The sequence below is a fragment of the Ideonella sp. BN130291 genome (assembly GCF_036231905.1).
In the GTDB taxonomy this organism is placed as follows: domain Bacteria; phylum Pseudomonadota; class Gammaproteobacteria; order Burkholderiales; family Burkholderiaceae_C; genus CAMLIZ01.
This window is the reverse complement of the sequence record NZ_JAZARE010000006.1, coordinates 34061-55104: the sequence shown is the minus strand read 5'-3', so window position 1 is coordinate 55104 and position 21044 is coordinate 34061. Positions and strand designations below refer to the sequence as shown.

At 69.7% G+C, this 21044-nt stretch carries 20 protein-coding genes; 11 read left to right on the top strand and 9 right to left on the bottom strand.

Annotated elements, in window-relative coordinates; genetic code table 11:
• Nucleotides 1-10 precede the first annotated feature (10 nt).
• From VPH43_RS13865 to VPH43_RS13845, 5 genes are all read right to left on the bottom strand, one after another.
• Nucleotides 11-1174, bottom strand: a complete 1164-nt coding sequence (locus VPH43_RS13865; RefSeq protein ID WP_328578311.1) for an ABC transporter substrate-binding protein — start codon at nucleotides 1172-1174, stop codon at nucleotides 11-13.
• Nucleotides 1175-1242: 68 nt separating this feature from the next.
• The gene (gene pobA / locus VPH43_RS13860; protein ID WP_328578310.1) at nucleotides 1243-2424 is read right to left on the bottom strand and encodes a 4-hydroxybenzoate 3-monooxygenase; all 1182 of its coding nucleotides are present in this window, start codon (nucleotides 2422-2424) and stop codon (nucleotides 1243-1245) included.
• A gap of 333 nt (nucleotides 2425-2757) precedes the next feature.
• Nucleotides 2758-3960: a 3-oxoadipyl-CoA thiolase gene (pcaF, locus tag VPH43_RS13855; protein ID WP_328578309.1), complete on the bottom strand. Its 1203-nt coding sequence runs from the start codon at nucleotides 3958-3960 to the stop codon at nucleotides 2758-2760.
• A gap of 9 nt (nucleotides 3961-3969) precedes the next feature.
• On the bottom strand, nucleotides 3970-4617 hold the full coding sequence (locus VPH43_RS13850; protein WP_328578308.1) for a 3-oxoacid CoA-transferase subunit B: 648 nt from the start codon (nucleotides 4615-4617) through the stop codon (nucleotides 3970-3972).
• A complete protein-coding gene (locus VPH43_RS13845) occupies nucleotides 4617-5303 on the bottom strand; it encodes a 3-oxoacid CoA-transferase subunit A (protein ID WP_328578307.1) in 687 nt (228 codons plus the stop codon). The genes VPH43_RS13850 and VPH43_RS13845 overlap by 1 nt, the downstream gene beginning before the upstream one ends.
• A 178-nt stretch (nucleotides 5304-5481) precedes the next feature.
• Between VPH43_RS13845 and VPH43_RS13840 the strand changes: the two genes are divergently transcribed.
• From VPH43_RS13840 to VPH43_RS13805, 8 genes are all read left to right on the top strand, one after another.
• A complete protein-coding gene (locus VPH43_RS13840) occupies nucleotides 5482-6765 on the top strand; it encodes an HD-GYP domain-containing protein (protein ID WP_328578306.1) in 1284 nt (427 codons plus the stop codon).
• Entirely contained in the window at nucleotides 6762-8852 is a 2091-nt protein-coding gene (locus tag VPH43_RS13835; protein ID WP_328578305.1) for a putative bifunctional diguanylate cyclase/phosphodiesterase, read from the top strand. Before VPH43_RS13840 ends, VPH43_RS13835 begins: the two co-directional genes overlap by 4 nt.
• Before the next feature lie 90 nt (nucleotides 8853-8942).
• Complete coding sequence (locus VPH43_RS13830) at nucleotides 8943-10193, top strand: cyclopropane-fatty-acyl-phospholipid synthase family protein (protein WP_328578304.1); 1251 nt, start codon at nucleotides 8943-8945, stop codon at nucleotides 10191-10193.
• Nucleotides 10190-10516 (top strand): DUF1840 domain-containing protein, encoded by a 327-nt coding sequence (locus VPH43_RS13825; protein ID WP_328578303.1) that lies wholly within the window; start codon nucleotides 10190-10192, stop codon nucleotides 10514-10516. Before VPH43_RS13830 ends, VPH43_RS13825 begins: the two co-directional genes overlap by 4 nt.
• A 9-nt stretch (nucleotides 10517-10525) precedes the next feature.
• Nucleotides 10526-11149, top strand: a complete 624-nt coding sequence (locus tag VPH43_RS13820) for a YbhB/YbcL family Raf kinase inhibitor-like protein (protein WP_328578302.1) — start codon at nucleotides 10526-10528, stop codon at nucleotides 11147-11149.
• Between the two features lie 3 nt (nucleotides 11150-11152).
• Nucleotides 11153-11794 carry a histidine phosphatase family protein gene (locus tag VPH43_RS13815; protein ID WP_328578301.1) on the top strand — a complete coding sequence of 214 codons (642 nt, stop codon included), beginning with the start codon at nucleotides 11153-11155 and terminating at the stop codon, nucleotides 11792-11794.
• A 63-nt stretch (nucleotides 11795-11857) separates the two neighbouring features.
• The gene (locus VPH43_RS13810) at nucleotides 11858-12955 is read left to right on the top strand and encodes a sterol desaturase family protein (protein ID WP_328578300.1); all 1098 of its coding nucleotides are present in this window, start codon (nucleotides 11858-11860) and stop codon (nucleotides 12953-12955) included.
• Nucleotides 12956-13009: 54 nt separating this feature from the next.
• Complete coding sequence (locus VPH43_RS13805) at nucleotides 13010-13417, top strand: hypothetical protein (RefSeq protein ID WP_328578299.1); 408 nt, start codon at nucleotides 13010-13012, stop codon at nucleotides 13415-13417.
• A 9-nt stretch (nucleotides 13418-13426) separates the two neighbouring features.
• On the opposite strand, the gene ruvB is transcribed toward VPH43_RS13805, so the two are convergent.
• On the bottom strand, nucleotides 13427-14485 hold the full coding sequence (gene ruvB / locus VPH43_RS13800; RefSeq protein ID WP_328578298.1) for a Holliday junction branch migration DNA helicase RuvB: 1059 nt from the start codon (nucleotides 14483-14485) through the stop codon (nucleotides 13427-13429).
• 35 nt (nucleotides 14486-14520) lie between these two features.
• Here ruvB and VPH43_RS13795 point away from each other — a divergent pair, with 35 nt between their 5' ends.
• The 3 genes from VPH43_RS13795 to VPH43_RS13785 all read left to right on the top strand — a co-directional run bounded on the left by VPH43_RS13795 (nucleotide 14521) and on the right by VPH43_RS13785 (nucleotide 17757).
• Nucleotides 14521-14913, top strand: coding sequence for a DUF2946 domain-containing protein (locus VPH43_RS13795; protein WP_328578297.1), 393 nt, complete (start codon nucleotides 14521-14523; stop codon nucleotides 14911-14913).
• Nucleotides 14914-15001: 88 nt separating this feature from the next.
• On the top strand, nucleotides 15002-17260 hold the full coding sequence (locus tag VPH43_RS13790) for a TonB-dependent receptor (protein ID WP_328578296.1): 2259 nt from the start codon (nucleotides 15002-15004) through the stop codon (nucleotides 17258-17260).
• Between the two features lie 11 nt (nucleotides 17261-17271).
• The gene (locus tag VPH43_RS13785) at nucleotides 17272-17757 is read left to right on the top strand and encodes a copper chaperone PCu(A)C (RefSeq protein WP_328578295.1); all 486 of its coding nucleotides are present in this window, start codon (nucleotides 17272-17274) and stop codon (nucleotides 17755-17757) included.
• A gap of 3 nt (nucleotides 17758-17760) precedes the next feature.
• Here VPH43_RS13785 and ruvA read toward each other — a convergent pair whose 3' ends face one another.
• The 3 genes from ruvA to VPH43_RS13770 form a co-directional block, all read right to left on the bottom strand.
• Nucleotides 17761-18333 (bottom strand): Holliday junction branch migration protein RuvA, encoded by a 573-nt coding sequence (ruvA, locus tag VPH43_RS13780; RefSeq protein WP_328578294.1) that lies wholly within the window; start codon nucleotides 18331-18333, stop codon nucleotides 17761-17763.
• Nucleotides 18334-18452: 119 nt separating this feature from the next.
• The gene (locus VPH43_RS13775) at nucleotides 18453-19100 is read right to left on the bottom strand and encodes a response regulator transcription factor (RefSeq protein ID WP_328578293.1); all 648 of its coding nucleotides are present in this window, start codon (nucleotides 19098-19100) and stop codon (nucleotides 18453-18455) included.
• A 71-nt stretch (nucleotides 19101-19171) separates the two neighbouring features.
• Nucleotides 19172-21001 carry a sensor histidine kinase gene (locus VPH43_RS13770; protein WP_328578292.1) on the bottom strand — a complete coding sequence of 610 codons (1830 nt, stop codon included), beginning with the start codon at nucleotides 20999-21001 and terminating at the stop codon, nucleotides 19172-19174.
• Nucleotides 21002-21044 lie beyond the last annotated feature (43 nt).

Sequence of the window (21044 nt, the reverse complement as noted above, 5' to 3'; positions counted from 1 at the left end):
CTGCGGGAACCTACATCTTGCAACCCTTGGCGGGGTCCGCAAGCTGCTTGACCGCAACCTCCCGGTATTCGTTGTTCACGCCCTTGGCCTCGCGCAGGTAGATGTCCTGGACCGGGTTGTGCGCGGCCGACATCGCGAACTTGCCGCGCGGGCTGTTGATCACCGTCTTGCCCATCGCATAGAGCATCTGCTGGCGCTGGCTGGTGTCGCCCTTCACTGCGGTGAGGCCGGCTGACAGCAGCTGCGCGGCGTCGTAGCCCTGCACTGCGTAGACGTCGGCGTTGGCCTTGTAGGTGAGCGCAAAGCTCTTGCGGAAGGCGTTGTTGCGCGGCGTGTCCAGGTTGTCGGCGTAGTGCAGCGTGGTCAGCAGGCCTTGCGCGGACGCGCCTTGCGCCTCCAATGTGCCGTCGGTGAGGAAGCCGGGACCGTACAGCGGGATGGTCTTGCGCAGGCCGGCAGCGTCGTAGTCCTTCACGAACTTGACCGCGCCGCCACCGGCGAAGAAGGCGTACACCGCGTCCGGTTTCTGCGCCGCGATCTCGGTGAGCAGGGCCTGGAACTCCACGTTGGGGAAGGGCAGGTTCAGGTCCTTCACCACCGTGCCGCCGCTCTTGGCAAACCCTTCGGCAAAGCCCTTCACCGTCTCGGCGCCAGCGGCGTAGTTCCAGGTGATGGTCATCGCGCGCTTGTGGCCACGCTGGCCGGCCACGATGCCCATCGCATACCCCGGCTGCCAGTTGGAGAAGGAGCTGCGGAATATGTTGGGCGCGCACAGCGGCCCGGTGATGGCGTCGGCGCCGGCGTTGGGGATGATGAGCAGCGTGTTGTTGTCCTTGGCCGCCTTGGCCATGGCCAGCGCCACGCCGGAGTGCACGGTGCCCACCAGCACGTCCACGTTGTCGCGCTTGATGAGCTTGTTGACGTTGTCGGTGGCCTTGGACGGATCGGATTCGTCGTCGACCTTGAAGTACTGGATCTCGCGCCCGGCCAGCTTGCCGCCCTGCTCCTGCACATAGAGCCTGAAGCCGTTTTCGATCATGTTGCCCAGTGCGGCGTAGGTGCCGGTGTAGGGCAGCATCAGGCCCACTTTCAGCGGCGGCTGGCCCTGGGCGTGGACGGAAGCACTGGCAGCGATGGCAGCAGCGACGGCAGCGAGGCGGAAAGCGGCGCGCATGGAAGTCTCCAAGGGTCGTTGGTTTACTTGTCAAGCATGCCCGCCCGCCCGCCGGCTGCAACCCGGGTTCACCCCAGCGGCAAGCCGACGTAGTTCTCCGCGATGGCGGTTTGCGCCGCGGTGGAGCCCACGATGTACTCCAGCTCCGCATGCTGCATCTTCTGGCCGAACTCGCCGGTATCCGGAAAGCGGTGCATCAGCGAGGTGAACCACCACGAGAAGCGTTCGGCCTTCCACACGCGCTGCAGGCAACGCTGCGAATAGCTGTCGATGCCGGCCGCCGAGCCGCGGGAGAACTCCGCGAGCGCGCGCGACAGCAGCCCCACATCCCCGGCTGCCAGGTTCAGTCCCTTGGCCCCCGTGGGCGGCACGATGTGCGCGGCGTCGCCCGCCAGCATCAGGCGGCCAAAGCGCATCGGCTCGGCAACAAAGCTGCGCAGCGGCGCCACGCTCTTTTCGATCGAGGCGCCGGTGTGCACCTGAGCCGCGGTGTCCGGAGGCAGGCGGCGCTTCAGTTCCTGCCAGAAGGCGTCGTCGCTCCAGCGCTCGGCATGTTCGTCCAGCGCGCACTGCACGTAGTAGCGGCTGCGCGTGGCCGAGCGCATGCTGCACAGCGCAAACCCGCGCTCGTGGTTGGCATAGATGAGTTCATGCGACACCGGCGGCACGTCCGCCAGCAGCCCCATCCAGCCAAACGGATACACCTTCTCGTAGCGCTGGATCGCCGCTTCCGGCACGCTGGCTCGGCACACGCCGTGGAAACCATCGCAGCCGGCAATGAAGTCGCACTTGATCTCGTGCGTGGCGCCCTGGTGATGAAAGCGCACGCTCGGCCGCGCCCCATCGAAGCCATGGACGCTCACGCCATCCGCTTCATACACGCTGGGCAGTCCGGCCGCCCGCCGCGCATCCATCAGGTCGCGCGTGACCTCGGTCTGGCCATACACCATCACCCGCTTGCCGGTGAGCGCATGCAGGTCGATGCGATGCCGCTGCCCGTCGAAGCACAGGTCGAACCCATCGTGCGGCAGGCCCTCGGCGTGCATGCGTTCCCCCACGCCCGCTTCGTCCAGCAGGTCCACCGCCACCTGCTCCAGCACGCCAGCGCGGATGCGGCCCAGCACATAGTCGGCGCTGCGCGCCTCCAGCAGCACCGTGTCCACGCCGTAGCGATGCAGCAAGGCGCCTAGCAGCAGGCCGGCGGGACCGGCACCGACGATGAGCACCTGGGTGCGGGTGGGGATGGTCATGTCAGTGTTCCGGTGAGATAGCGCCTGGCAAGGCTGGGGCGTGGCCCACTCCGCTCATGTCCCCCGGCGCGGGCTGCGCCCGCGCCTCCTCCTTTACTTCGCTACGGGGCCACACCCCACCCTTGCCACCCCACCGCTCGTGGTGTGGGGCGCTGGAAGTCAGCAAACGTGTCGTATCGGGTCGGTGGGGCGTTCTGCGGAGCGAAGTAAAGGAGGAGGCGTCGGCCGAAGGCCGGCGCCGGGGGACATGAGCGCAGCAGAGCGCCCCGGCGGCGCGATGGCGCTCGACCGGGGGCGTGAGCGGAGTTGCCATGGCCTCCCTCACGCACGTCTTCAAACCCGCTCGAGCACCACAGCGATCCCCTGACCGACGCCAATGCACATGGTGCACAGCGCATATCGACCACCGCTGTGGTGCAGTTGGTTCACCGCCGTCGTGGCCAGGCGCGCACCGCTCGCGCCCAGCGGATGGCCGAGGGCAATCGCACCGCCGTTGGGGTTCACGCGCGGGTCGTCGTCCTGCAGGCCCAGGTCACGCAGCACGGCCAGGCCTTGTGCAGCGAACGCTTCGTTGAGCTCGATCACGTCCATCTGGGCCAGGGTGAGGCCGGTGAGCTGCAGCACCTTGCGCGTGGCCGGTGCTGGGCCCATGCCCATGATGCGCGGGGGCACGCCCGCCACCGCCATGCCGACCACTCGCGCGCGCGGCGTGAGGCCGTTTTTCGCTGCGGCCGCTTCGCTGGCCAGCAGCAGGGCACAGGCGCCGTCGTTCACGCCGGACGCATTGCCGGCCGTGACCGTGCCGTCCGGCCGCACCACGCCCTTGAGCTTGGCCAGCGCTTCCAGCGAGGTCTCGCGCGGATGTTCGTCCTTGCTCACGACGATGGCCTCGCCCTTCTTCTGCGGGATGGTCACCGGCGTGATCTCGCTGTCGAAGAAGCCGCTCTTCTGCGCGGCCACGGCCTTGAGCTGGCTGGCCAGGGCCATGCGGTCCTGGGCCTCCCGTTCGATCTTGAATTCGGTGGCCACGTTCTCGGCCGTCTCGGGCATGGAGTCGATGCCGTATTGCGCCTTCATCGCCGGGTTCACAAAACGCCAGCCGATGGTGGTGTCGTAGATGGCGGTGCTGCGCGAGTACGCGCTTTCGGCCTTGGGCAGCACGAAGGGCGCGCGGCTCATGCTTTCCACGCCGCCAGCGATCATCAGCTGCGCTTCGCCGGCCTTGATGGCGCGGGCGGCGCTGCCCACGGCGTCCAGTCCGGAGCCGCACAGGCGGTTGATGGTGGCCCCGGGCACGCCGATGGGCAGGCCGGCCAGCAGCGCGCTCATGCGGGCCACGTTGCGGTTGTCCTCGCCGGCCTGGTTCGCGCAGCCGTAGAGCACGTCGGCCACGGCGTCCCAGTCCACCTCGCGGTGGCGCTGCATCAGGGCCTTGATCGGTACGGCGCCCAGATCATCCGGGCGCACGGAAGCGAGGGCGCCGCCGTAGCGGCCGAAGGGAGTGCGAATCGCGTCGCAGATGAAGGCTTGGGTCATGGTGTGGGTTCAGGAAAGGAGAAGGGGCAGGCCGGTCAGGCGCTGGAGCTCGGCGTGGCTCAGGCCGGGCACGCAGTCCACCAGCTTCAGGCCAGTGGGGGTGACGTCCAGCACGGCCAGGTCGCTGTAGATGCGGCTCACGCAGGCCGCGGCGGTGAGCGGGTAGGTGCAGCGTTCGACGATCTTGCTCTCACCGGCCTTGGTGAGGTGCTCCATCATCACGAAAGTCTTCTTCGCGCCGATGGCCAGGTCCATCGCCCCACCCACGGCGGGAATCGCGTCGGGCAGGCCGGTGTGCCAGTTGGCCAGGTCGCCGGCGGCGGACACCTGGAAGGCGCCCAGCACGCAGATGTCGAGGTGGCCGCCACGCATCATGGCGAAGGAGTCGGCATGGTGGAAGAAGGCGGCGCCGGGCAGGGCGGTCACCGGCTGCTTGCCGGCGTTGATGAGGTCCGGATCTTCCTGGCCGGGCGCCGGCGCGGGGCCCATGCCCAGCAGGCCGTTTTCGCTGTGCAGGATGATTTCGCGCCCCGGCGGCAGGTGGTTGGCCACCAGCGTGGGCAGACCGATGCCCAGGTTGACGATCGCGCCATCGGGGATGTCGTGCGCCACGCGGGCGGCCATCTGCTCGCGGGTGAGGCGGGTGTAGCTGCCCATCACGCCGCCTCCCTCAGCCCCTGGCGCGGGATATGCACCACGCGCTGCACGAAGATGCCCGGCGTCACCACCTGCTCCGGGTCCAGTTCACCCAGCGCGACGATGCGGTTCACCTCCACCACCGTCACCTTGGCCGCCATCGCCATCACCGGGCCGAAGTTGCGCGCGGTCTTGCGGTAGACCAGGTTGCCCCAGCGGTCGGCGGCGTCGGCCTGGATGAGCGCGAAGTGTGCGTGGATGGGCGCTTCCAGCACATGCAGCCGGCCGCCGATCTCGCGCGTTTCCTTGCCCAGCGCCAGCGCGGTGCCGGCGCCGGTGGGGGTGAAGAAGCCGCCGATGCCCGCACCGGCGGCGCGGATGCGCTCGGCCAGGTTGCCCTGCGGCACCAACTCCAGCTCGATGTCGCCAGCGCGGTACAGCGCATCGAACACCTGCGAATCGGCCTGGCGCGGGAACGAGCAGATGATCTTGCGCACCCTGCGCGCCTTCAGCAGCGCGGCCAGGCCCGTCTCGCCGTTGCCGGCGTTGTTGTTCACGATCGTGAGCTCGCGTGCGCCCTGGGCGATGAGCGCGTCGATCAGGGCCGCCGGCTGCCCGGCACTGCCGAAGCCGCCAATCATCACCGTGGCGCCGTCCGGCACGTCGGCCAGCGCAGCGGCTGCAGAAGCCACCTGTTTGTTGATCACTGGGCGGTTTTCCCTGGTTGGAATGTTCTTATTGCGAACTTGTGTTCATTGATAGAACGAAATCATAGGCGCACGCTCGGCGCCGGTCAAGGCGGTTCAAGTTGTGCCCCCGGCGTGCCGATGTCAGGGGGAGCCACGTCGGCAAAGGCCGGCATCACCCCGCAGGGAAGCACCACACATGAGCGCCACGATCGACGTCCAGGAGTTGCGGGTCGGCATGTTTGTCCACCTGGACCTGGGCTGGATGTCGCACCCGTTTCCGCTCAGCAGTTTCAAGATCAGCAGCGGGGAGCAGATCAGCACCATCCGATCGCTGGGCTTGCGCCGCGTGCGCTGGAGCCCGGACAAGAGCGACATGGCCAGGGCGGCCGCATCGGCGCCGCCTGCGCCCGCGGGCCCGTCGGTGGCACAGCTCGCCGCCCAGCGCGCCGCCGAGCAGCAGGCGCGGCGCGAAGCGCTGGCCGCCCAGCGGGCGGCCCAGGCCCTGTGCGAACGCCAGTACGCGGAAGCCAGCCAGGCCTGGCGCAGCGTGAGCGACACGGTGCTGGCCGACCCCGGGGCGGCGCACGATCAGGCGCGTGCGCTCACCCGCGCCCTGCTGGACAAGATGCTGGGCGACCAGGAGCTGTGCATCCGCCTGCTCACCGAAGGGGCGGGCGACCGCGCCACCGCCCATGCGCTGAACGTCACCATCGTGGCCCTGCTGATGGGCCGGGTGTTCGGCCTGGAGGATGCCGAGATGATGGACCTCGGCATGGGCGCCATGCTGCACGACATCGGCAAGCTGGACCTGCCCGACCGCCTGCGTTTCCTGCAGGACGAATTCACCAGCGCCGAGCAGTCCGCCTACCGCGACCACGTGGCCATGGGCGTGCGCCACGGCCGCACCATGGGCGTGAGCCCGGGTGTGCTGCTGGTGATCGCGCAGCACCATGAGCAGGCCGACGGCAGCGGCTTTCCGCAGCAGCTGCAGGTGGAGCGCATGTCCGGCGCCGCGCGCATCGTGGCCCTGGTCAACCGCTACGACAACCTGTGCAACCCGCTCACGCCCGCGCGTGCGCTCACGCCGCACGAGGCCTTGTCGCTGCTGTTCGCGCAGGGCAAGCAGAAGTTCGATTCCGCGATGCTCAACGGCTTCATCCGCATGATGGGCATCTACCCGCCCGGCTCGCTGGTGCAGCTGACCGACGACCGCTACGGCATGGTGGTGTCGGTCAATTCGTCGCGCCCGCTCAAGCCGCGCGTGCTGGTGTACGACGCCAAGGTGGCGCGCGGCGACGCCTTGTACGTGGAGCTGGAAAACGCGCCCGACGTCGGCATCCGGCGCAGCCTGAAGGCGGCGCAGCTGCCGCAGGCCGCGCTGGACTACCTGGCGCCAGGCCGGCGCATCGCCTACTTCTTCGAGCCGGCGGCCTGTGCCATGCCGGCGCCGGCCGATGCGGCCGAGGAGCCCGGCGCGTGACGGCCACGGCGCCGTCGCTTCCCTGGCAGGCGCTGCTCGATGGCCTGAACGATGCGGCCTGGCTGGTGGACGGCACCCGGCAGACCGTGCTGGCCGTGAACCCCGCCGCGCTGGCGCTGCTGCAGCGGCCGGCCGCACAGGTGCTGGGCCAGCCGGCAGCCGGGCTGCTGGCCACGCCGGAAGACACCGAGTTCTGGCGCCAGGTGCCGCACGGCGCCCAGCGGCTGCACTCGCACATCGTGGCCTGCCGGGCCGACGGCAGCCCGGTGCATGCGCTGCGCCGCATCAGCCCGCTGCCCGGTCCGCATGGCGAGCCGCTGTACCTGGTGGCGCTGCAGGACCAGACCGAGCAGCGCCGCGCCGAGCAGGAGCGCGAGACCGCGCTGGCCGAGCTGCGCGCCACGCTGGAGTCCACCGCCGACGGCATCCTGGTCATCGACCTGGCCGGCCGCATCCGCGCCTTCAACCGCCGCTTCGCGCACTTCTGGGGCCTGCCGGGGGACCTGCTGATCGCGGGCGACGATGCGGCGGTGTTCGACTGGATGCGCCGCTGCGTCACCGATCCGGCGGAATACGAACGCCGGCTGGCCGCCATCCACGAGGCGCCGCTGATGAACACCGTGGACCGGCTGGTGCTGCAGGACGGGCGTGTGCTGGAGCGCATCGCGCAGCCGCAGTGGAGCCGCGGCGAGCCGATCGGCCGGGTGTACGCCTTCCGTGATCTGTCGCGCCAGCTGGCCGCCGAGGAGCGCATCGCCACGCTGTCGCACACCGACGCCCTGACCGGCCTGCCCAACCGGCGCCAGATGGCCGACCGCATGGCGCATGCCCTGGCGGTGCAGCGGCGCGGCGGCGACCCGTTTGCGCTGCTCATCCTCGACCTGGACCGCTTCAAGCACATCAACGACACCCTGGGCCACCACCTCGGCGACCGCGTGCTGCGCGAGGTCACCGAACGCCTGCGCACCGGCCTGCGCGAGGTGGACCTGGTGGCGCGGGTGGGCGGCGACCAGTTCGCACTGCTGGTGCACCAGGGCGACGCGCGTGCGGCCGAGCTGGCCGCGCGCCGCGTGATCGAAGCCACCTCGCGGCCATACGTCCTTGAAGGCGCCGAATTCACCGTGACCTGCAGCATCGGCATCGCCTTGTGCCCGCAGGACGGCGTGCTCGCCGACGACCTGGTGCGCCATGCAGAGACCGCGATGCAGCGCGCCAAGGAGGGCGGGCGCGCGAGCTACCGCTTCCACCAGGCCCGCCAGGGCGTGGACCTGCGCTCGCGCATGCGGCTGGACCATGCGATGCGCCAGGCGCTGGTGGCCGGCCAGTTCCGCCTGCACTACCAGCCGCAGGTGGCGTTGGCCGACGACGGCGTGATCGGCGCCGAGGCGCTGCTGCGCTGGCACCACGCCGAGCTGGGCGACATCGCGCCGGCCGACTTCATCCCCGTGGCCGAGGACAGCGGCTTCATCGTGCCGATCGGCGACTGGGTGCTCGCCGAAGCGGTGGGCCAGGCGGCCGCCTGGCGCCGGCGCGGGCTGGAGCTGCCGGTGGCAGTGAACGTGTCGGCGCTGCAGTTCCAGCAGGCCAGCTTCGTGGACCGCGTGGCCGCGGCGCTGGAGCAGGCGCAGCTGCCGCCGCGGCTGCTGGAGCTGGAGCTCACCGAATCCATCCTGGTGCGTGACGCGGACGAGGCGCTGGCACGGCTGAATGCGCTGGCCCGGCTGGGCGTGCGCCTCGCGATCGACGACTTCGGCACCGGCTATTCCAGCCTGGCCTACCTGAAGCGTTTTCCGATCCAGAAGCTCAAGATCGACCGCAGCTTCGTGCAGGGCGTGCCCTCCGATGACAGCGATGCCGGCATCGTGCGGGCCATCATCCAGATGGCCCGTGCGCTGGGCCTGCGTGTCATCGCCGAAGGCGTGGAGACCGAGTCGCAGCGCCGCTTCCTCGTGCATGCCGGCTGCGACGAGTTCCAGGGCTTCCTGCATGCGCCGGCGCTGGACAGCGCCACCTTCGAGGCAAGCCTGGGCCCCGGCGCGGCGCGTCCGCGGCCGGCCTGGCCGCTGGCGCGCCCCATCGCCTCCTGAATCGCACGCCCGGCCGCTTTCGGCTTGGGCTTGCGAAGGGCATTGTTTTGTTCTTACATTGGCCTCTCGCTTGCCAACGCGAGGAGGGCCATGAATCCGCTGGAAACGCTGGCCGAACAGAAGCTCTCGGCTGTCGAACTTCTGTTGTCCATCAGCCTGCCGGGCGGGCGGCATCTCGGGCCGCAGGACGCGCCGGTGCGCGTGGAGTTCCGCGAATACGCACCACTGGCCCACCTGGTGGCCGGGCAGGTGGGCCGGCTGGCGGAGGACTATGTGGAAGGCCGGGTCGAACTGCACGGCACCCCGCGCGACATCATGACGGTGGCAGCCGGCCTGATGGGCAACCCGATCGAGGCCGACAGCGCGCCGCCCGCGCTCGGTTGGTGGCGCGCCCTCGCCTGGCACGGCCGCTCGCGCAAGCGCCACACTGCAGAGGAAGACGCACGCCAGATCCAGTTCCACTACGACGTGTCGGATGACTTCTACACGCTGTGGCTGGACCCGCGGCGCGTGTATTCCTGCGCCTACTACCGCGACCCGGCGATGGGCCTGGCGCAGGCCCAGGAGGCCAAGCTGGACCTGGTGTGTCGCAAGCTGCTGCTGCGCGAAGGTGAGCGCTTCCTCGACATCGGTGCCGGCTGGGGCGGCCTGTTGCTGTGGGCGGCCGAGCACTACGGCGTCAGGGCCACCGGCATCACCCTGTCGAAGAACCAGCATGCCCATGTGAACCGGCTCATCGACGAGCGCGGCCTGCGCGGCCGGGTGACCATGGAGCTGATGGACTACCGCCACCTGCCGGAGGACAAGCCCTACGACAAGATCGCCTCCATCGGCATGTTCGAGCATGTGGGCCTGGCGCAGCTGCCCACCTACTTCGCCAAGATCGGGCGCCTGCTGCGCCCCGGCGGCCTGCTGATGAACCACGGCATCACCGCCGGCGGCACGCGCAACCAGAAGCTGGGCAACGGGCTGGGCGACTTCATCGAGCGCTACATCTTCCCCGGCGGCGAGCTGCTGCACGTGTCGCATGTGCTGCGCGTCATGGCCGAAAGCGGGCTGGAGATGGTGGACACCGAAAACCTGCGGCCGCACTACGCGCGCACCCTCTGGGCCTGGTCCGACAACCTGGAGTCGCGCCTGGCCCATGCGCGCGAGGTGGTGGACGAGCGCGTGCTGCGCGCCTACCGGCTCTACCTGGCCGGCAGCGCCATGGCCTTCGAGCGGGGCTGGATCGCCTTGCACCAGATGCTGGCCAGCCGGCCCAGCGGCGATGTATCGGCCGGGGCGCTGCGGGGCGCACAATCGGCCTATCCGTTCACGCGCGACTACATCTACCGATGATCTACAAGTTCAAATCCAAGTCGGCCGGCGACGTGATCATGATGGGCCCCACCGGCGACCATCTGATGCGCCTGCTGGGCCGCCAGCCCGCGCCCAAGGGCATCATCGAAGCCAAGGACATGCCGGCCGCCATCCAGGCGCTGGAGCAGGCCGTGGCCGCCGACGAAGCGGCCCGCGCCGAGGCCGAGGCCGAAGCCGCGGCCAAGGGCGAGAAGCTGGCGCCGCGCGAGGGCAATGTGTCGCTGCGCCAGCGCGTGTGGCCGCTGGTCGAGATGCTCAAGCGCTCCCATGCGCACGGGCATGACGTCGTCTGGGGTGTCTGAGGAGAACCCATGAAACTCTGGAGCGACAGCTGGGCCAATGGCGACCGCATCCCGCCTCAATATGCGTGCGGCCGCCTCACGGGCGAGGGCGTGGGCTTCTCCGACAACCTGAACCCGCACCTGGCCTGGAGCGACCTGCCGGCAGGCACGCAGTCGCTGGTGCTGATCTGCCATGACTTCGACGTGCCCAGCCAGGGCGACGACGTCAACAAGCCCGACCGCGAGGTGCCGGCCGACCTGCCGCGGGTGGACTTCTTCCACTGGGTGATGGTGGACATTCCGGCGTCGGTGAGCGTGATCGACGAAGGCGAATACAGCCGCGGCTTCACACCACGCGGCAAGCAGGGCCCGGCCACGCTGCACGGCGCACGCCACGGCTTGAACGACTACACCGGCTGGTTTGCCAACGACCCCGAGCGCAACGGCCAGTACTTCGGCTACGACGGGCCCTTTCCGCCGTTCAACGATTCGCTGGTGCACCACTACGTCATCACGCTCTATGCGCTGGACCTGCCGCGCCTGGCCGTGGAGGGCGCCTTCACCGGCGACCAGGTGCGCCGGGCACTGGCCGGCCATGTGCTGGGCGAGGCCACGCTGTCGGGCACCTACACGCTCAACCGACGCCTCGGCTGAGCGATGCCGGACAGCGCCACCCGCGTCATCGCCATCCGCCATGGCGAAACGGCCTGGAACGTCGACACCCGCATCCAGGGCCAGCTGGACATTCCGCTCAACGACACCGGCCGCTGGCAGGCCGGGCGGCTGGCGCGCGCGCTGGCCGATGAGCCGCTGGACGCCATCTACGCCAGCGACCTCGGCCGGGCCCATGAGACGGCTCAGGCGCTGGCCGCCACCACGGGCTTGCCGGTGGTGCTGGACACCGGCCTGCGCGAGCGCGGCTTCGGCATATTCGAAGGCATGACCTTCAAGGACATCGAGCAACGCTGGCCCGAACAATCCCGACGCTGGCGCCAGCGCGATCCGCACTTCGGCCCGGAGGGCGGCGAAACGCTGGCCGGTTTCTACGACCGCTGCATCGCCGCTGCCACCCGGCTGGCGGCCGCGCACCCGGGCCAGACCATCGCGCTGGTGGCGCACGGCGGCGTGCTGGACTGCCTGTACCGTGCGGGCTCGCGCATCACGCTGCAGGCGCCGCGCACCTGGCAGCTCGGCAACGCGGGCATCAACCGCCTGCTCTACAGCGCCGAGGGCTTCACGCTGGTGGGCTGGGGCGACACCTTGCACCTCGAGAGCGACACGCTCGACGAGGCGCTGTAGCGGCGCTGCGCAGTGCGGGCTGTCCCGCTTGCGGCGGCCCGGCGGCTCTGCAATCCTCGGGCGATGACAGGCCCCCAGATCATCGTGCTCGCCACGCCCGTGTTCCTGCTGCTCATCGGCATCGAGCTGCTGGTGGGCATCCGGCGCGGCCGCAACACCTATCGCCTCAACGATGCGCTCAACAGCATCGGCCTGGGCATCCTCAGCCAGGTGACCGGGCTGTTCAGCAAGCTGCTCACGGTGGGCGTGTACACCGCGTTGTTCACCCACTTGGCGCTGTGGCGGCTGCCCACCGACGCGCTGTGGGTCTGGGTGCTGGCGCTGGTGGCCTACGACTTCTTCTACTACTGGCACCACCGCTTCGGCCACACCGTGGCGCTGCTGTGGGCCGCGCATGCGGTGCACCACCAGAGCGAGGACTACAACCTCTCCACCGCGCTGCGCCAGACCAGCAGCGGCTGGCTGGTGGGCTGGGTGTTCTACCTGCCGATGGCGATCGTGGGTTTTCCGCCGCTGGTGTTCGGCGTGGTGGCGCTGATCGACCTGCTCTACCAGTACTGGGTGCACACGCAGCAGATCGGGCGCCTGGGCTGGTTCGACCGCTGGTTCTGCGCGCCTTCGAACCATCGGGTGCACCATGCGGTGAACGACCGCTATGTGGACAAGAACTACGGCGGCATCCTGATCGTGTGGGACCGGCTCTTCGGCACCTACTGCGAGGAGGACGACGCCGAACCGTGCGTGTACGGCACCCGCAGCCCGCTGCGCAGCTGGAACCCGGTATGGGCCAACCTGCAGGTGTATGCCGGGCTCTGGAAGGAGATGCAGCTGTGCAGCCGCTGGCAGGACAAGCTGGCGCTGTGGTTCAAGCCGCCGGGCTGGCGGCCGGCCGACGTGCTGGTTCGCCTGGGGGGCCACCGTTTCGACATCGGCGCGGTGCAGCGCTACGACCCGCCGCTGCCGCGCCGGCGGCAGGTTGCCGCCGCGGTGCTGTTCGTCGGCCTGCTGGGCGCCACGTCACTGCTGCTGTGGCATGCGCACCAGCTGGCGCTGCCAGCGCTGGCCGCCGGTGCCGCCGCGCTGGTGGCGGGCCTGTGGGCCGTGGGCGCCCTGTGTTCTCCCGGCCGGGTCGCCCTGTCGCCCGCAGGGGCAAGCACCTGAGCCCCGCGGCACGGCGTCAGACTGGTTCCCGTCTGGCTTTCAGGAGTACCGGCCATGGCGATCAAGCGCTTGACGAAAGAGGACCACCCGCTGTCCTTCGGGGTGTTCAGCCCGGTGGGGCATGTGGTGGTGGCATTTGCCGACCAGCAGGCGGCCGATGCGGCCGCGCGGGCCTTGCACGATGCCGGTTTCGAGAACGAGGACGTGCTGCAGTACAGCGCGGCCGAGGAGTCCGAGGAGATGTCGCGCATGCTGGACGGCGTCAGCGGCGCCGCCGGCTTCGGCCATGAGGTGTGCCTGATGCGCCAGTACAAGGCCCTGGCCGACGAAGGCTGCTGCTGGCTGGTGGTGTATGCGCCGGACAAGGCCCACTGCGAACGGGTGGTGGCGGTGGCGCGCGAGCATGGCGCCAAGCTGGCGGAGAAGTACGGGCGGCTGGTGATCGAAGACCTGATCCCCTGAGCTGAACGCTCAGGCCTCGAACAGATCCCCCGCGCTCTTGGGCGGTGCCACGCCCAGGTGCCGGTACGCCGCCAGCGTGGCGATGCGCCCGCGCGGCGTGCGCTGCAGGTAGCCCTGCTGGATGAGGTAAGGCTCGATCACGTCCTCGATGGTGTCGCGTTCCTCGCCGATGGCCGCGGCCACGTTGTCCAGGCCCACCGGGCCGCCGTCGAAGCGGTGCACCACCGCCTCCAGCAGCTTGCGGTCCATCACGTCGAAGCCTTGCGGGTCGACGTCGAGCATCGCCAGCGCCTTGTCTGCGATCTCCTTGGCGATGCGGCCGTCGGCCTTGACCTCCGCATAGTCGCGCACCCGGCGCAGCAGCCGGTTGGCGATGCGCGGCGTGCCGCGTGAGCGGCGTGCGATCTCCATCGCGCCCTGAGCGTCGATCGGTGCATTGAGCAGGCCGGCCGAGCGCACCACGATGCGCGCCAGTTCCTCGGGCGTGTAGAACTCCAGCCGCGCCACGATGCCGAAGCGGTCACGCAGCGGGTTGGTCAGCATGCCGGCGCGTGTGGTGGCGCCCACCAAGGTGAAGGGCTGCAGGTCCAGCTTGATCGAGCGTGCGGCCGGGCCCTCGCCGATCATGATGTCGATCTGGTAGTCCTCCAGCGCGGGGTACAGGATTTCCTCCACCACCGGCGAGAGCCGATGGATCTCGTCGATGAAGAGCACATCGTTGCGCTCCAGGTTGGTGAGGATGGCGGCCAGGTCCTTCGGCTTTTCCAGCACCGGGCCGGAGGTCTGGCGCAGGTTCACGCCCAGCTCGTTGGCGATGATGTGGCTGAGCGTGGTCTTGCCCAGGCCGGGCGGGCCGAACAGCAGCACATGGTCCAGCGCCTCGCCGCGCTTGCGCGCCGCGCCGATGAAGATCTCCAGCTGCTCGCGCGCCTTGGTCTGGCCCACGTAGCCGGACAGGTCCTTGGGCCGCAGCGCGCGCTCGATCGCTTCTTCCTGCGGCGTGGCGGCGGTGGCCGTCACCACGCGGGGCCGTGCCGGAGGGCTGAAGTCGTCGGTCTGGATGGCCATCCAGGGATTATCGCGGCCTCACTAGAATCGCGGCCGTGCTGTTCTCCCGCCGCCACCTGCGCTCGTTCACCCGGCTCGCCTTGCTCGCGATGCTGGCGTTTGCGCTGGTGCCGGGGCTGTCGCGGGTGCTGTCGCATGCGCGCGGGGTGTCGGCCGGCTGGGCGGAGATCTGTTCCGCGCAGGGCGTGCCGCGCGCGGTGCAGGCCGATGCCAGCCTGCCCGAGCCGGCCTCGAGTGGGGCCGGCCACCTCGACCACTGCCCGATGTGCAGTGTGACCAGCCACGCCGCCGGCCTGCCGCCAGCACCGCTCAGTGTCGCGGCGCCGGCTGTCCGCGAAGGCCGGCCGCGCCTGTTCTATGCCGCACCGCGGCCACTGTTTGCCTGGCTGGCCGCCCAGCCGCGGGCTCCACCCTTGATCGTCGCCTGACACGCCGTTGCGATGAGTTGCCGTGGCAGCTGCATCGCTTGCTGTTTTGCACGCGCCGGCCGCTCAGGTCCGGCGGGAGTCGATCAACATGTTCCCTCTGGCCGCCGCGCGTCGCGCGGCTCCCCTGGCCGCGGCCATCGCCGCTGCATTCCCTGGCCTGCCGCTGCGGGCCCATGAACCGGTGCCGGCGCCCGAGCGCACCGTCGGCGTGGTGACGATCATCGGGTCGCAACCGAGCTCGCTGCCCACGCAGATACCGACCACCACCGAAAGCATCACCCGGCAGCAGATCGCGGACGGCATCAACGCTACCGATGCCGAAGACGCGCTGAAGTACCTGCCCAGCCTGCTGGTGCGCAAGCGTTATGTGGGCGACTACAACCATGCGGTGCTGTCCACTCGCGCCTCCGGCTCCGGCAACAGCGCGCGCTCGCTGGTGTATGCCGACGGCGTGCTGCTGTCCAACCTGCTGGGCAACGGCGCCGCCTTCGCGCCGCGCTGGGGCCTGGTGACGCCCGAGGAGATCGAGCGTGTGGACGTGCTGTACGGCCCGTTCTCCGCCGCCTATGCCGGCAACTCGGTGGGCGCGGTGGTGGACATGGTCACCCGCATGCCGCGCCGCTTCGAGGCCCATGCGAAGGTGAACGCCTTCACCCAGCGCTTCGACCTCTACGGCACGCGCGGCCGTTTCGACGGCCATCAAGCCAGCGTGTCGCTGGGGGACCGCCAGGGCGGATGCGCCTGGTGGGTGAATCTCAACCGGCTCGACAGCGAGAGCCCGCCACAGGTGTTTGTCACCCGCACGGCGGACAAGCTGCCGGCCGGCAGCACCGGTGCGGTGCCGGCACGGGACCGCAACGACCGCGAAGTCTGGGTGCTGGGCACCAACACGCAGTACCACACGGTGCAGGACCACGCGAAGTTCAAGCTGGCCTACGAGTTGAGCGAGGCGGTGCGCGCCACGGTCACGCTGGGTGGATGGCGCAACCACGCCGGCAGCCGGCCCGACACCTACCTGCGCGATGCCGCCGGCGCCCCCGCCTATGTGAGCGACTTCAGCGCGACGAACGAACAGTTGCTGCACCTCATGCAGGCGCTGTCGATCAAGCGCCACACCCACGCCGGCTTCGACTGGGAACTGGCGGCCAGCGGTTACCAGTACCGCACCGACCGTGTCCGCACGCCCGGCACCGCCATGCCGGCCGCCGAAGCCGGCAGCCCGGGACGCGAAACCCGCCTGGACGGCACCGGCTGGACCACGCTGGTGGCCAAGGCGGTGTGGCGGCCGGAGGGCGGTGCGCATGTCGTGGATGCCGGCCTGCAGCAGGAGCGCTATCGCCTGCGCAGCCGGGTCACCGCGCTGGCCGACTGGCGGGCCGGCACGCCGCTGGCGCCCGATGACCGGCTCTCCCGTTTCGAGGGCAACACCGAGCTGCGCAGCGCCTATGCACAGGACGCGTGGGCGATGGCCCCCGAATGGAAGCTGGTGCTGGGCCTGCGCGCCGAGCAGTGGCGCGCCTGGGGCGGCCTCACCGAAAGCGCCTGCTGTGCGCTGGTGCATCCGCAGCGCAGCCTGACCGCGCTGTCGCCCAAGGCGGCCTTGTCGCACCAGGTGTCGGATCACTGGGTGCTCAAGGCCTCCACCGGCCGCGCGCTGCGCTTTCCCACCGTGGCCGAGCTGTACCAGGGCGGCTTCAACGCCCAGGGTCAGGCGATCAACAACGATCCCGGCCTGCGGCCCGAACGGTCCTGGACCGGCGAGCTGACCGCCGAGTGGGGCGGGGACCATCTCCTGTGGCGCACCACGGCGTTCCATGAAAACACGCACGATGCGCTGTATTCGCAGCTCAACCCGGCGACCAACGCCAACACCGTGCAGAACGTGGGCCGCATCCGCACCAACGGCCTGGAGGCCGCGCTGCAGATCGATGGCCTGCTGGACCGGCGCCTGGATCTCAACGCCAGCGCGACCTATGCCGACTCCCGCATCCTGGACAACGCGGGCTACGTCAGCGTGCCGGGTGACACCGTGGGCAAGCAGCAGCCGCGCGTGCCGCGCTGGCGCGCGAGTGCGTCGGCGACCTGGCGTGCCGGTGAGCGCTGGACGCTGAGTGCCGGTGCCCGCTATGGCAGCCGGGCCTACAACACGCTGGACAACAGCGATGTCAACGGATCGGCCTACCAGGGCGTGTCGAAGTACTGGATCACCGACCTGCGGGTCCGTTACCGCATCGCCCGCCAGTGGACAGCCTCGCTGGGCATCGACAACCTCAACAACGCCCGCACCTGGAACTTCCACCCCTATCCTCAGCGCACCACCAGCGCCGAGCTTGCGTTCGACCTTTGAAAGCCCACCTCATGAAGACCACCCTGAAGACCTGGTGCGCCGCGGCCCTGCTGGGCAGTGCCGCTGTCGCCGCGCTGGCGCACGGCTACACGGCCGGCGCCTTGAAGATCGGCCACCCCTGGGCCCGCGCCACCGTGGCGGGCCAGGCCACCGGCGGCGCCTACCTGAAGCTGGAAAACACCGGCAGCACGCCCGATCGCCTGTTGGGCGGCAGCACGCCGGCGGCCGAGCGGGTGGAGTTGCACAGCATGTCCATGGAGGGCAACGTGATGCGCATGCGCGAGGTGCCCGCCATCGACATCCCGGCCGGCCAGACGGTGGAGCTGAAGCCCGGCCAGTTCCACCTGATGCTGGTGGGCCTGAAGGCACCGCTGGCCGCGGACGCCAAGATCCCGCTCACCTTGAAGTTTGAGAAGGCGGGTGAGGTGAAGGTGGAAGTGAAGGTGGAGTCGATGGTGCCCGGCAGCGCGGCCAGCGGCGGCGGCCACCAGCACTGAGCTTCAGCGCGCCAGCGCCTTGAGCGCGAGCTTGATGCCCTCGCTCACGCCCACGTCGGCGGGCAGCGCCTTCAGCGCCGCGGCCGCTTCCTTCTCGCTGTAGCCCAGCGCCACCAGCGCCTGCACGATGTCGGCCTGGGCATCGCTGGTCACCTGGGCCGGGGCGCCCAGGTCCGGGCCGAGCTTGCCCTTGAGCTCCAGCAGCAGGCGCTCGGCGGTCTTCTTGCCGATGCCAGGCACCTTCACCAGGCGGCCGCTTTCCTGCGCCGCGATGGCTTGCGCCAGCTCGCTCACCGACAGGCCGGACAGGATGGACAGCGCGGTGCGCGGCCCCACGCCGCTGATCTTGACCAGCAGCCGGAAGGTGCTGCGCTCCTCCGCGGTGAGAAAGCCGAACAGCTGCTGCGCGTCCTCGCGCACCACGAAGTGAGTGAGCAGGCTCACGCGTTCGCCCAGGCCGGGCAGGTTGAAGAAGGTGCTCATCGGCACGTCGACTTCATAGCCGACGCCGTTGACGTCGACGAGCACGAGCGGGGGCGACTTTTCCGCGAGAAGCCCGGTGAGGCGACCGATCATCTGCTGATTATCCGGGCGCTGCAGCGGGGTCCCCAAGAGCGCCGGGCCGCCCCGAGCTCTTGGGGTCAGTCCCCTCGGGGGACGCGTCGCGGTACTCAGCGACGGGGGGCCAACATTCCTCAGCGTCGGAACAGTCCGAGGCGTTGCGCTTCCAGCGCCGCTTCGGCACGCGAGCTCACATTGAGCTTGCGGTAGATCTGCTTCACATAGTCGGCGATCGTGTGGCGCGACAGGTTCAGCTGCACGCCGATCTCCGGCAGGGTGAAGCCCTTGGCCACGCGCAGCAGCACTTCGCTTTCGCGTTCGGTGAGCGACACGTGCGGCATCATCGACGCCTGCGGCTTGGCCTGAGCGGCAAAGTAGGCGATCACCCGGCGCGCGATCGAGGGGGACAGCGGCGGCTCGCCCTGGCTGATGCGCTGCAGCTGCTCCATCAGCAGCTCGCGCGCCTGTTCCTTCAGCAGGTAGCCAAAAGCGCCGGCCTGCAGCGCGGGGAACAGGTGTTCGTCGTCGTCATGGATGGTCACCACCACCGATTGCGCATCCGGCTGGTTCTCGCGCAGCGCGCTCACCACGTCCACACCCGAGCCGTCGGGCAGGCCGAGGTCCACCAGGGCCAGGTCGAACTTGACGGCCGACACCATCTCCAGCGCGTCGTGCACGCGCGCACTCTCCGAGATGTGGGCCGCGGGAAACACCTGCAGCACCAGCGTCTTGAGCCAGGCGCGGATCTCGGGCAGGTCTTCGAGCAGCAGGATGTTCTTCATGGCGGCGGCGCAGGGCGAGCAACAAGGGGGCGGCTGATACTAGCAGCCGCTTCTGCTGCGTGCCGCAAAGCCTACAAGGGAAGCGTGAGGCGGATCACGGTTCCATAGCCGGGGCCGGACTCCACCAGGCATTGCCCCTGCAACTGCTTGGCCCGGTGCTTCATGCTCGACATGCCGTGCCCGCGGTCCAGGCGGCCGTCCAGCTCCAGCGGGATGCCGCGGCCGTTGTCCTGCACGATCAGCTGGAAGTCGCTTTCGGCCACGGTGCAGGCCACCGTGCAGTGCGAGGCGGCGCTGTGCTTGATGATGTTGCTCACCGCCTCGCGCAGGATGCGGGTGGTCTGCACATAGGCGCGCGCCGACAGCGTCTGCGGCACGTCGTCGGTGGGCGAGTTCCAATCCGCCTCGATGCCCGCCTGCGCCAGGCGCGACACCACCTCCGCACGCCAGTCGCCCAGGGCGTCGATCAGGCGCACCGGCTTGCCGGTCAGGCCGCGCACCGACAGGCGCATCTCTTCCAGTGCCTCGCGCGCCAGGGTGGAGATGCGCTCCGATTCGCTGGTGTGCACGATGGTCAGCAGCTTGGCGCCGAGGTCGTCGTGCAGGTCGGCGGCAATGCGCTTGCGCTCGCGCTCGGTCACCTGCTCCACCCGCAGTTCGGCCAGCTGGGCGAAGTTGCGCTCGATCTCGGCCGTGGCCTCGCGGATGCGCGCTTCCAGCGTGACACGGCCTTCCTCGGCGGTCTGCAATGCGCGGGCGTAGTGCTGCACCAGGCGCAGGCCGATCGCCACGAACACCACCGGGATCGCCACATGAGCGAAGTCACCGGCCAGCCCGATCGCCTGGCCCTGCTGCGACGCGAACTCGGCCGCGATCAGCACCACCATCAGCCCCAGCCAGAACACCATGATCGGGAATTCCGACGGCCGCTCCGCGCGTGTCCAACGCAGGTAGAACGCCACCACGGTAGTGGTCTCCAGCGCCAGCAGCCCGTAGGAGGCGCTGGCCACCTGGTACACATGCTCTTCGCCGAACAGCAGCACCGCCGCCGGCAGCAGCAGGCACTGCAGCCACAGCGCCACCGTCACCCGGGTGTCGCGCCGGCCGGCATAACGCAGCAGGAACTGCACCGCACACAGCACCACGAAAGGCAGCAGGGCGGTGATGAACACCTCGCTCCAGGGCGCGGGCAGCGGCACGTTGCGCAACCACAGGCGCGCCGTGACCACCGACCAGGTGGCGCACAGGGCGCCGAAGTACGCGAGGTAGCTGGCCTTGCGATGGCGCCAGCCCATCACGAACATGAAGCAGCCCAGCAGCAGCAAGGTCGCACTCACCACCTGCGGCAAGGTCACCCGCCACGCGATGCGGCGGGCGTGCACCTCCGCCAGCTGCGCGTAGGGCCCGAGGTCCAGCACCGACACGCCGCCGGCGCGCTGGTGCGAGGCCACGTGTTCCAGCGGCCGGCCCAGCACACGCAGGTCCAGCGTGTTGTTGCCGTGTTGCATCAGGCCGCTGGGCAGGGCGATCAGCTGCGGGCGCTGGCAGTTGCGCCGCACTGGCGGTGTCATGCTGCCGTCGCGGTGCACCAGCTGGCCGTTGAGGTAGACCTCGAAGCTGGAACACACCCGGTCGATGTACAGCGCGAGCAGCTCGCTGCTGTCGCGCGCGCCCGGCGCGTCGAAGCTCACCCGGTACCACACCGGCCCCGCATGGCCAGGCCGCGACACCGCCCAGTCGTCGGGCAGCGGCACCAGGCGCGCCGGTACGTCGGTGGGGAAGTGGGCTGCCGGGGATTCCAGGCTCCAGGCCGAGCTGAAGCGGATGGCCTGCGTCAATTGGGCCTGCGCGGCGGGCAGCCACAGCACGAGGGCAAGCAGGACGAGGCACAGGCGGCGCATGGACCCGGGATTGTGCAGGAAGCACCCTGGCGCGCGATCCCGC

Excerpts from the sequence above, each read along its gene's own strand:
- VPH43_RS13865 (WP_328578311.1), bottom strand. The coding sequence starts at position 1,174 with ATGCGCGCCGCTTTCCGCCTCGCTGCCGTCGCTGCTGCCATCGCTGCC.
- pobA (WP_328578310.1), bottom strand. The coding sequence starts at position 2,424 with ATGACCATCCCCACCCGCACCCAGGTGCTCATCGTCGGTGCCGGTCCC.
- pcaF (WP_328578309.1), bottom strand. The coding sequence starts at position 3,960 with ATGACCCAAGCCTTCATCTGCGACGCGATTCGCACTCCCTTCGGCCGC.
- VPH43_RS13850 (WP_328578308.1), bottom strand. The coding sequence starts at position 4,617 with ATGGGCAGCTACACCCGCCTCACCCGCGAGCAGATGGCCGCCCGCGTG.
- VPH43_RS13840 (WP_328578306.1), top strand. The coding sequence starts at position 5,482 with ATGAGCGCCACGATCGACGTCCAGGAGTTGCGGGTCGGCATGTTTGTC.
- VPH43_RS13830 (WP_328578304.1), top strand. The coding sequence starts at position 8,943 with ATGAATCCGCTGGAAACGCTGGCCGAACAGAAGCTCTCGGCTGTCGAA.
- VPH43_RS13825 (WP_328578303.1), top strand. The coding sequence starts at position 10,190 with ATGATCTACAAGTTCAAATCCAAGTCGGCCGGCGACGTGATCATGATG.
- VPH43_RS13820 (WP_328578302.1), top strand. The coding sequence starts at position 10,526 with ATGAAACTCTGGAGCGACAGCTGGGCCAATGGCGACCGCATCCCGCCT.
- VPH43_RS13815 (WP_328578301.1), top strand. The coding sequence starts at position 11,153 with ATGCCGGACAGCGCCACCCGCGTCATCGCCATCCGCCATGGCGAAACG.
- VPH43_RS13810 (WP_328578300.1), top strand. The coding sequence starts at position 11,858 with ATGACAGGCCCCCAGATCATCGTGCTCGCCACGCCCGTGTTCCTGCTG.
- VPH43_RS13805 (WP_328578299.1), top strand. The coding sequence starts at position 13,010 with ATGGCGATCAAGCGCTTGACGAAAGAGGACCACCCGCTGTCCTTCGGG.
- ruvB (WP_328578298.1), bottom strand. The coding sequence starts at position 14,485 with ATGGCCATCCAGACCGACGACTTCAGCCCTCCGGCACGGCCCCGCGTG.
- VPH43_RS13790 (WP_328578296.1), top strand. The coding sequence starts at position 15,002 with ATGTTCCCTCTGGCCGCCGCGCGTCGCGCGGCTCCCCTGGCCGCGGCC.
- VPH43_RS13785 (WP_328578295.1), top strand. The coding sequence starts at position 17,272 with ATGAAGACCACCCTGAAGACCTGGTGCGCCGCGGCCCTGCTGGGCAGT.
- ruvA (WP_328578294.1), bottom strand. The coding sequence starts at position 18,333 with ATGATCGGTCGCCTCACCGGGCTTCTCGCGGAAAAGTCGCCCCCGCTC.
- VPH43_RS13775 (WP_328578293.1), bottom strand. The coding sequence starts at position 19,100 with ATGAAGAACATCCTGCTGCTCGAAGACCTGCCCGAGATCCGCGCCTGG.
- VPH43_RS13770 (WP_328578292.1), bottom strand. The coding sequence starts at position 21,001 with ATGCGCCGCCTGTGCCTCGTCCTGCTTGCCCTCGTGCTGTGGCTGCCC.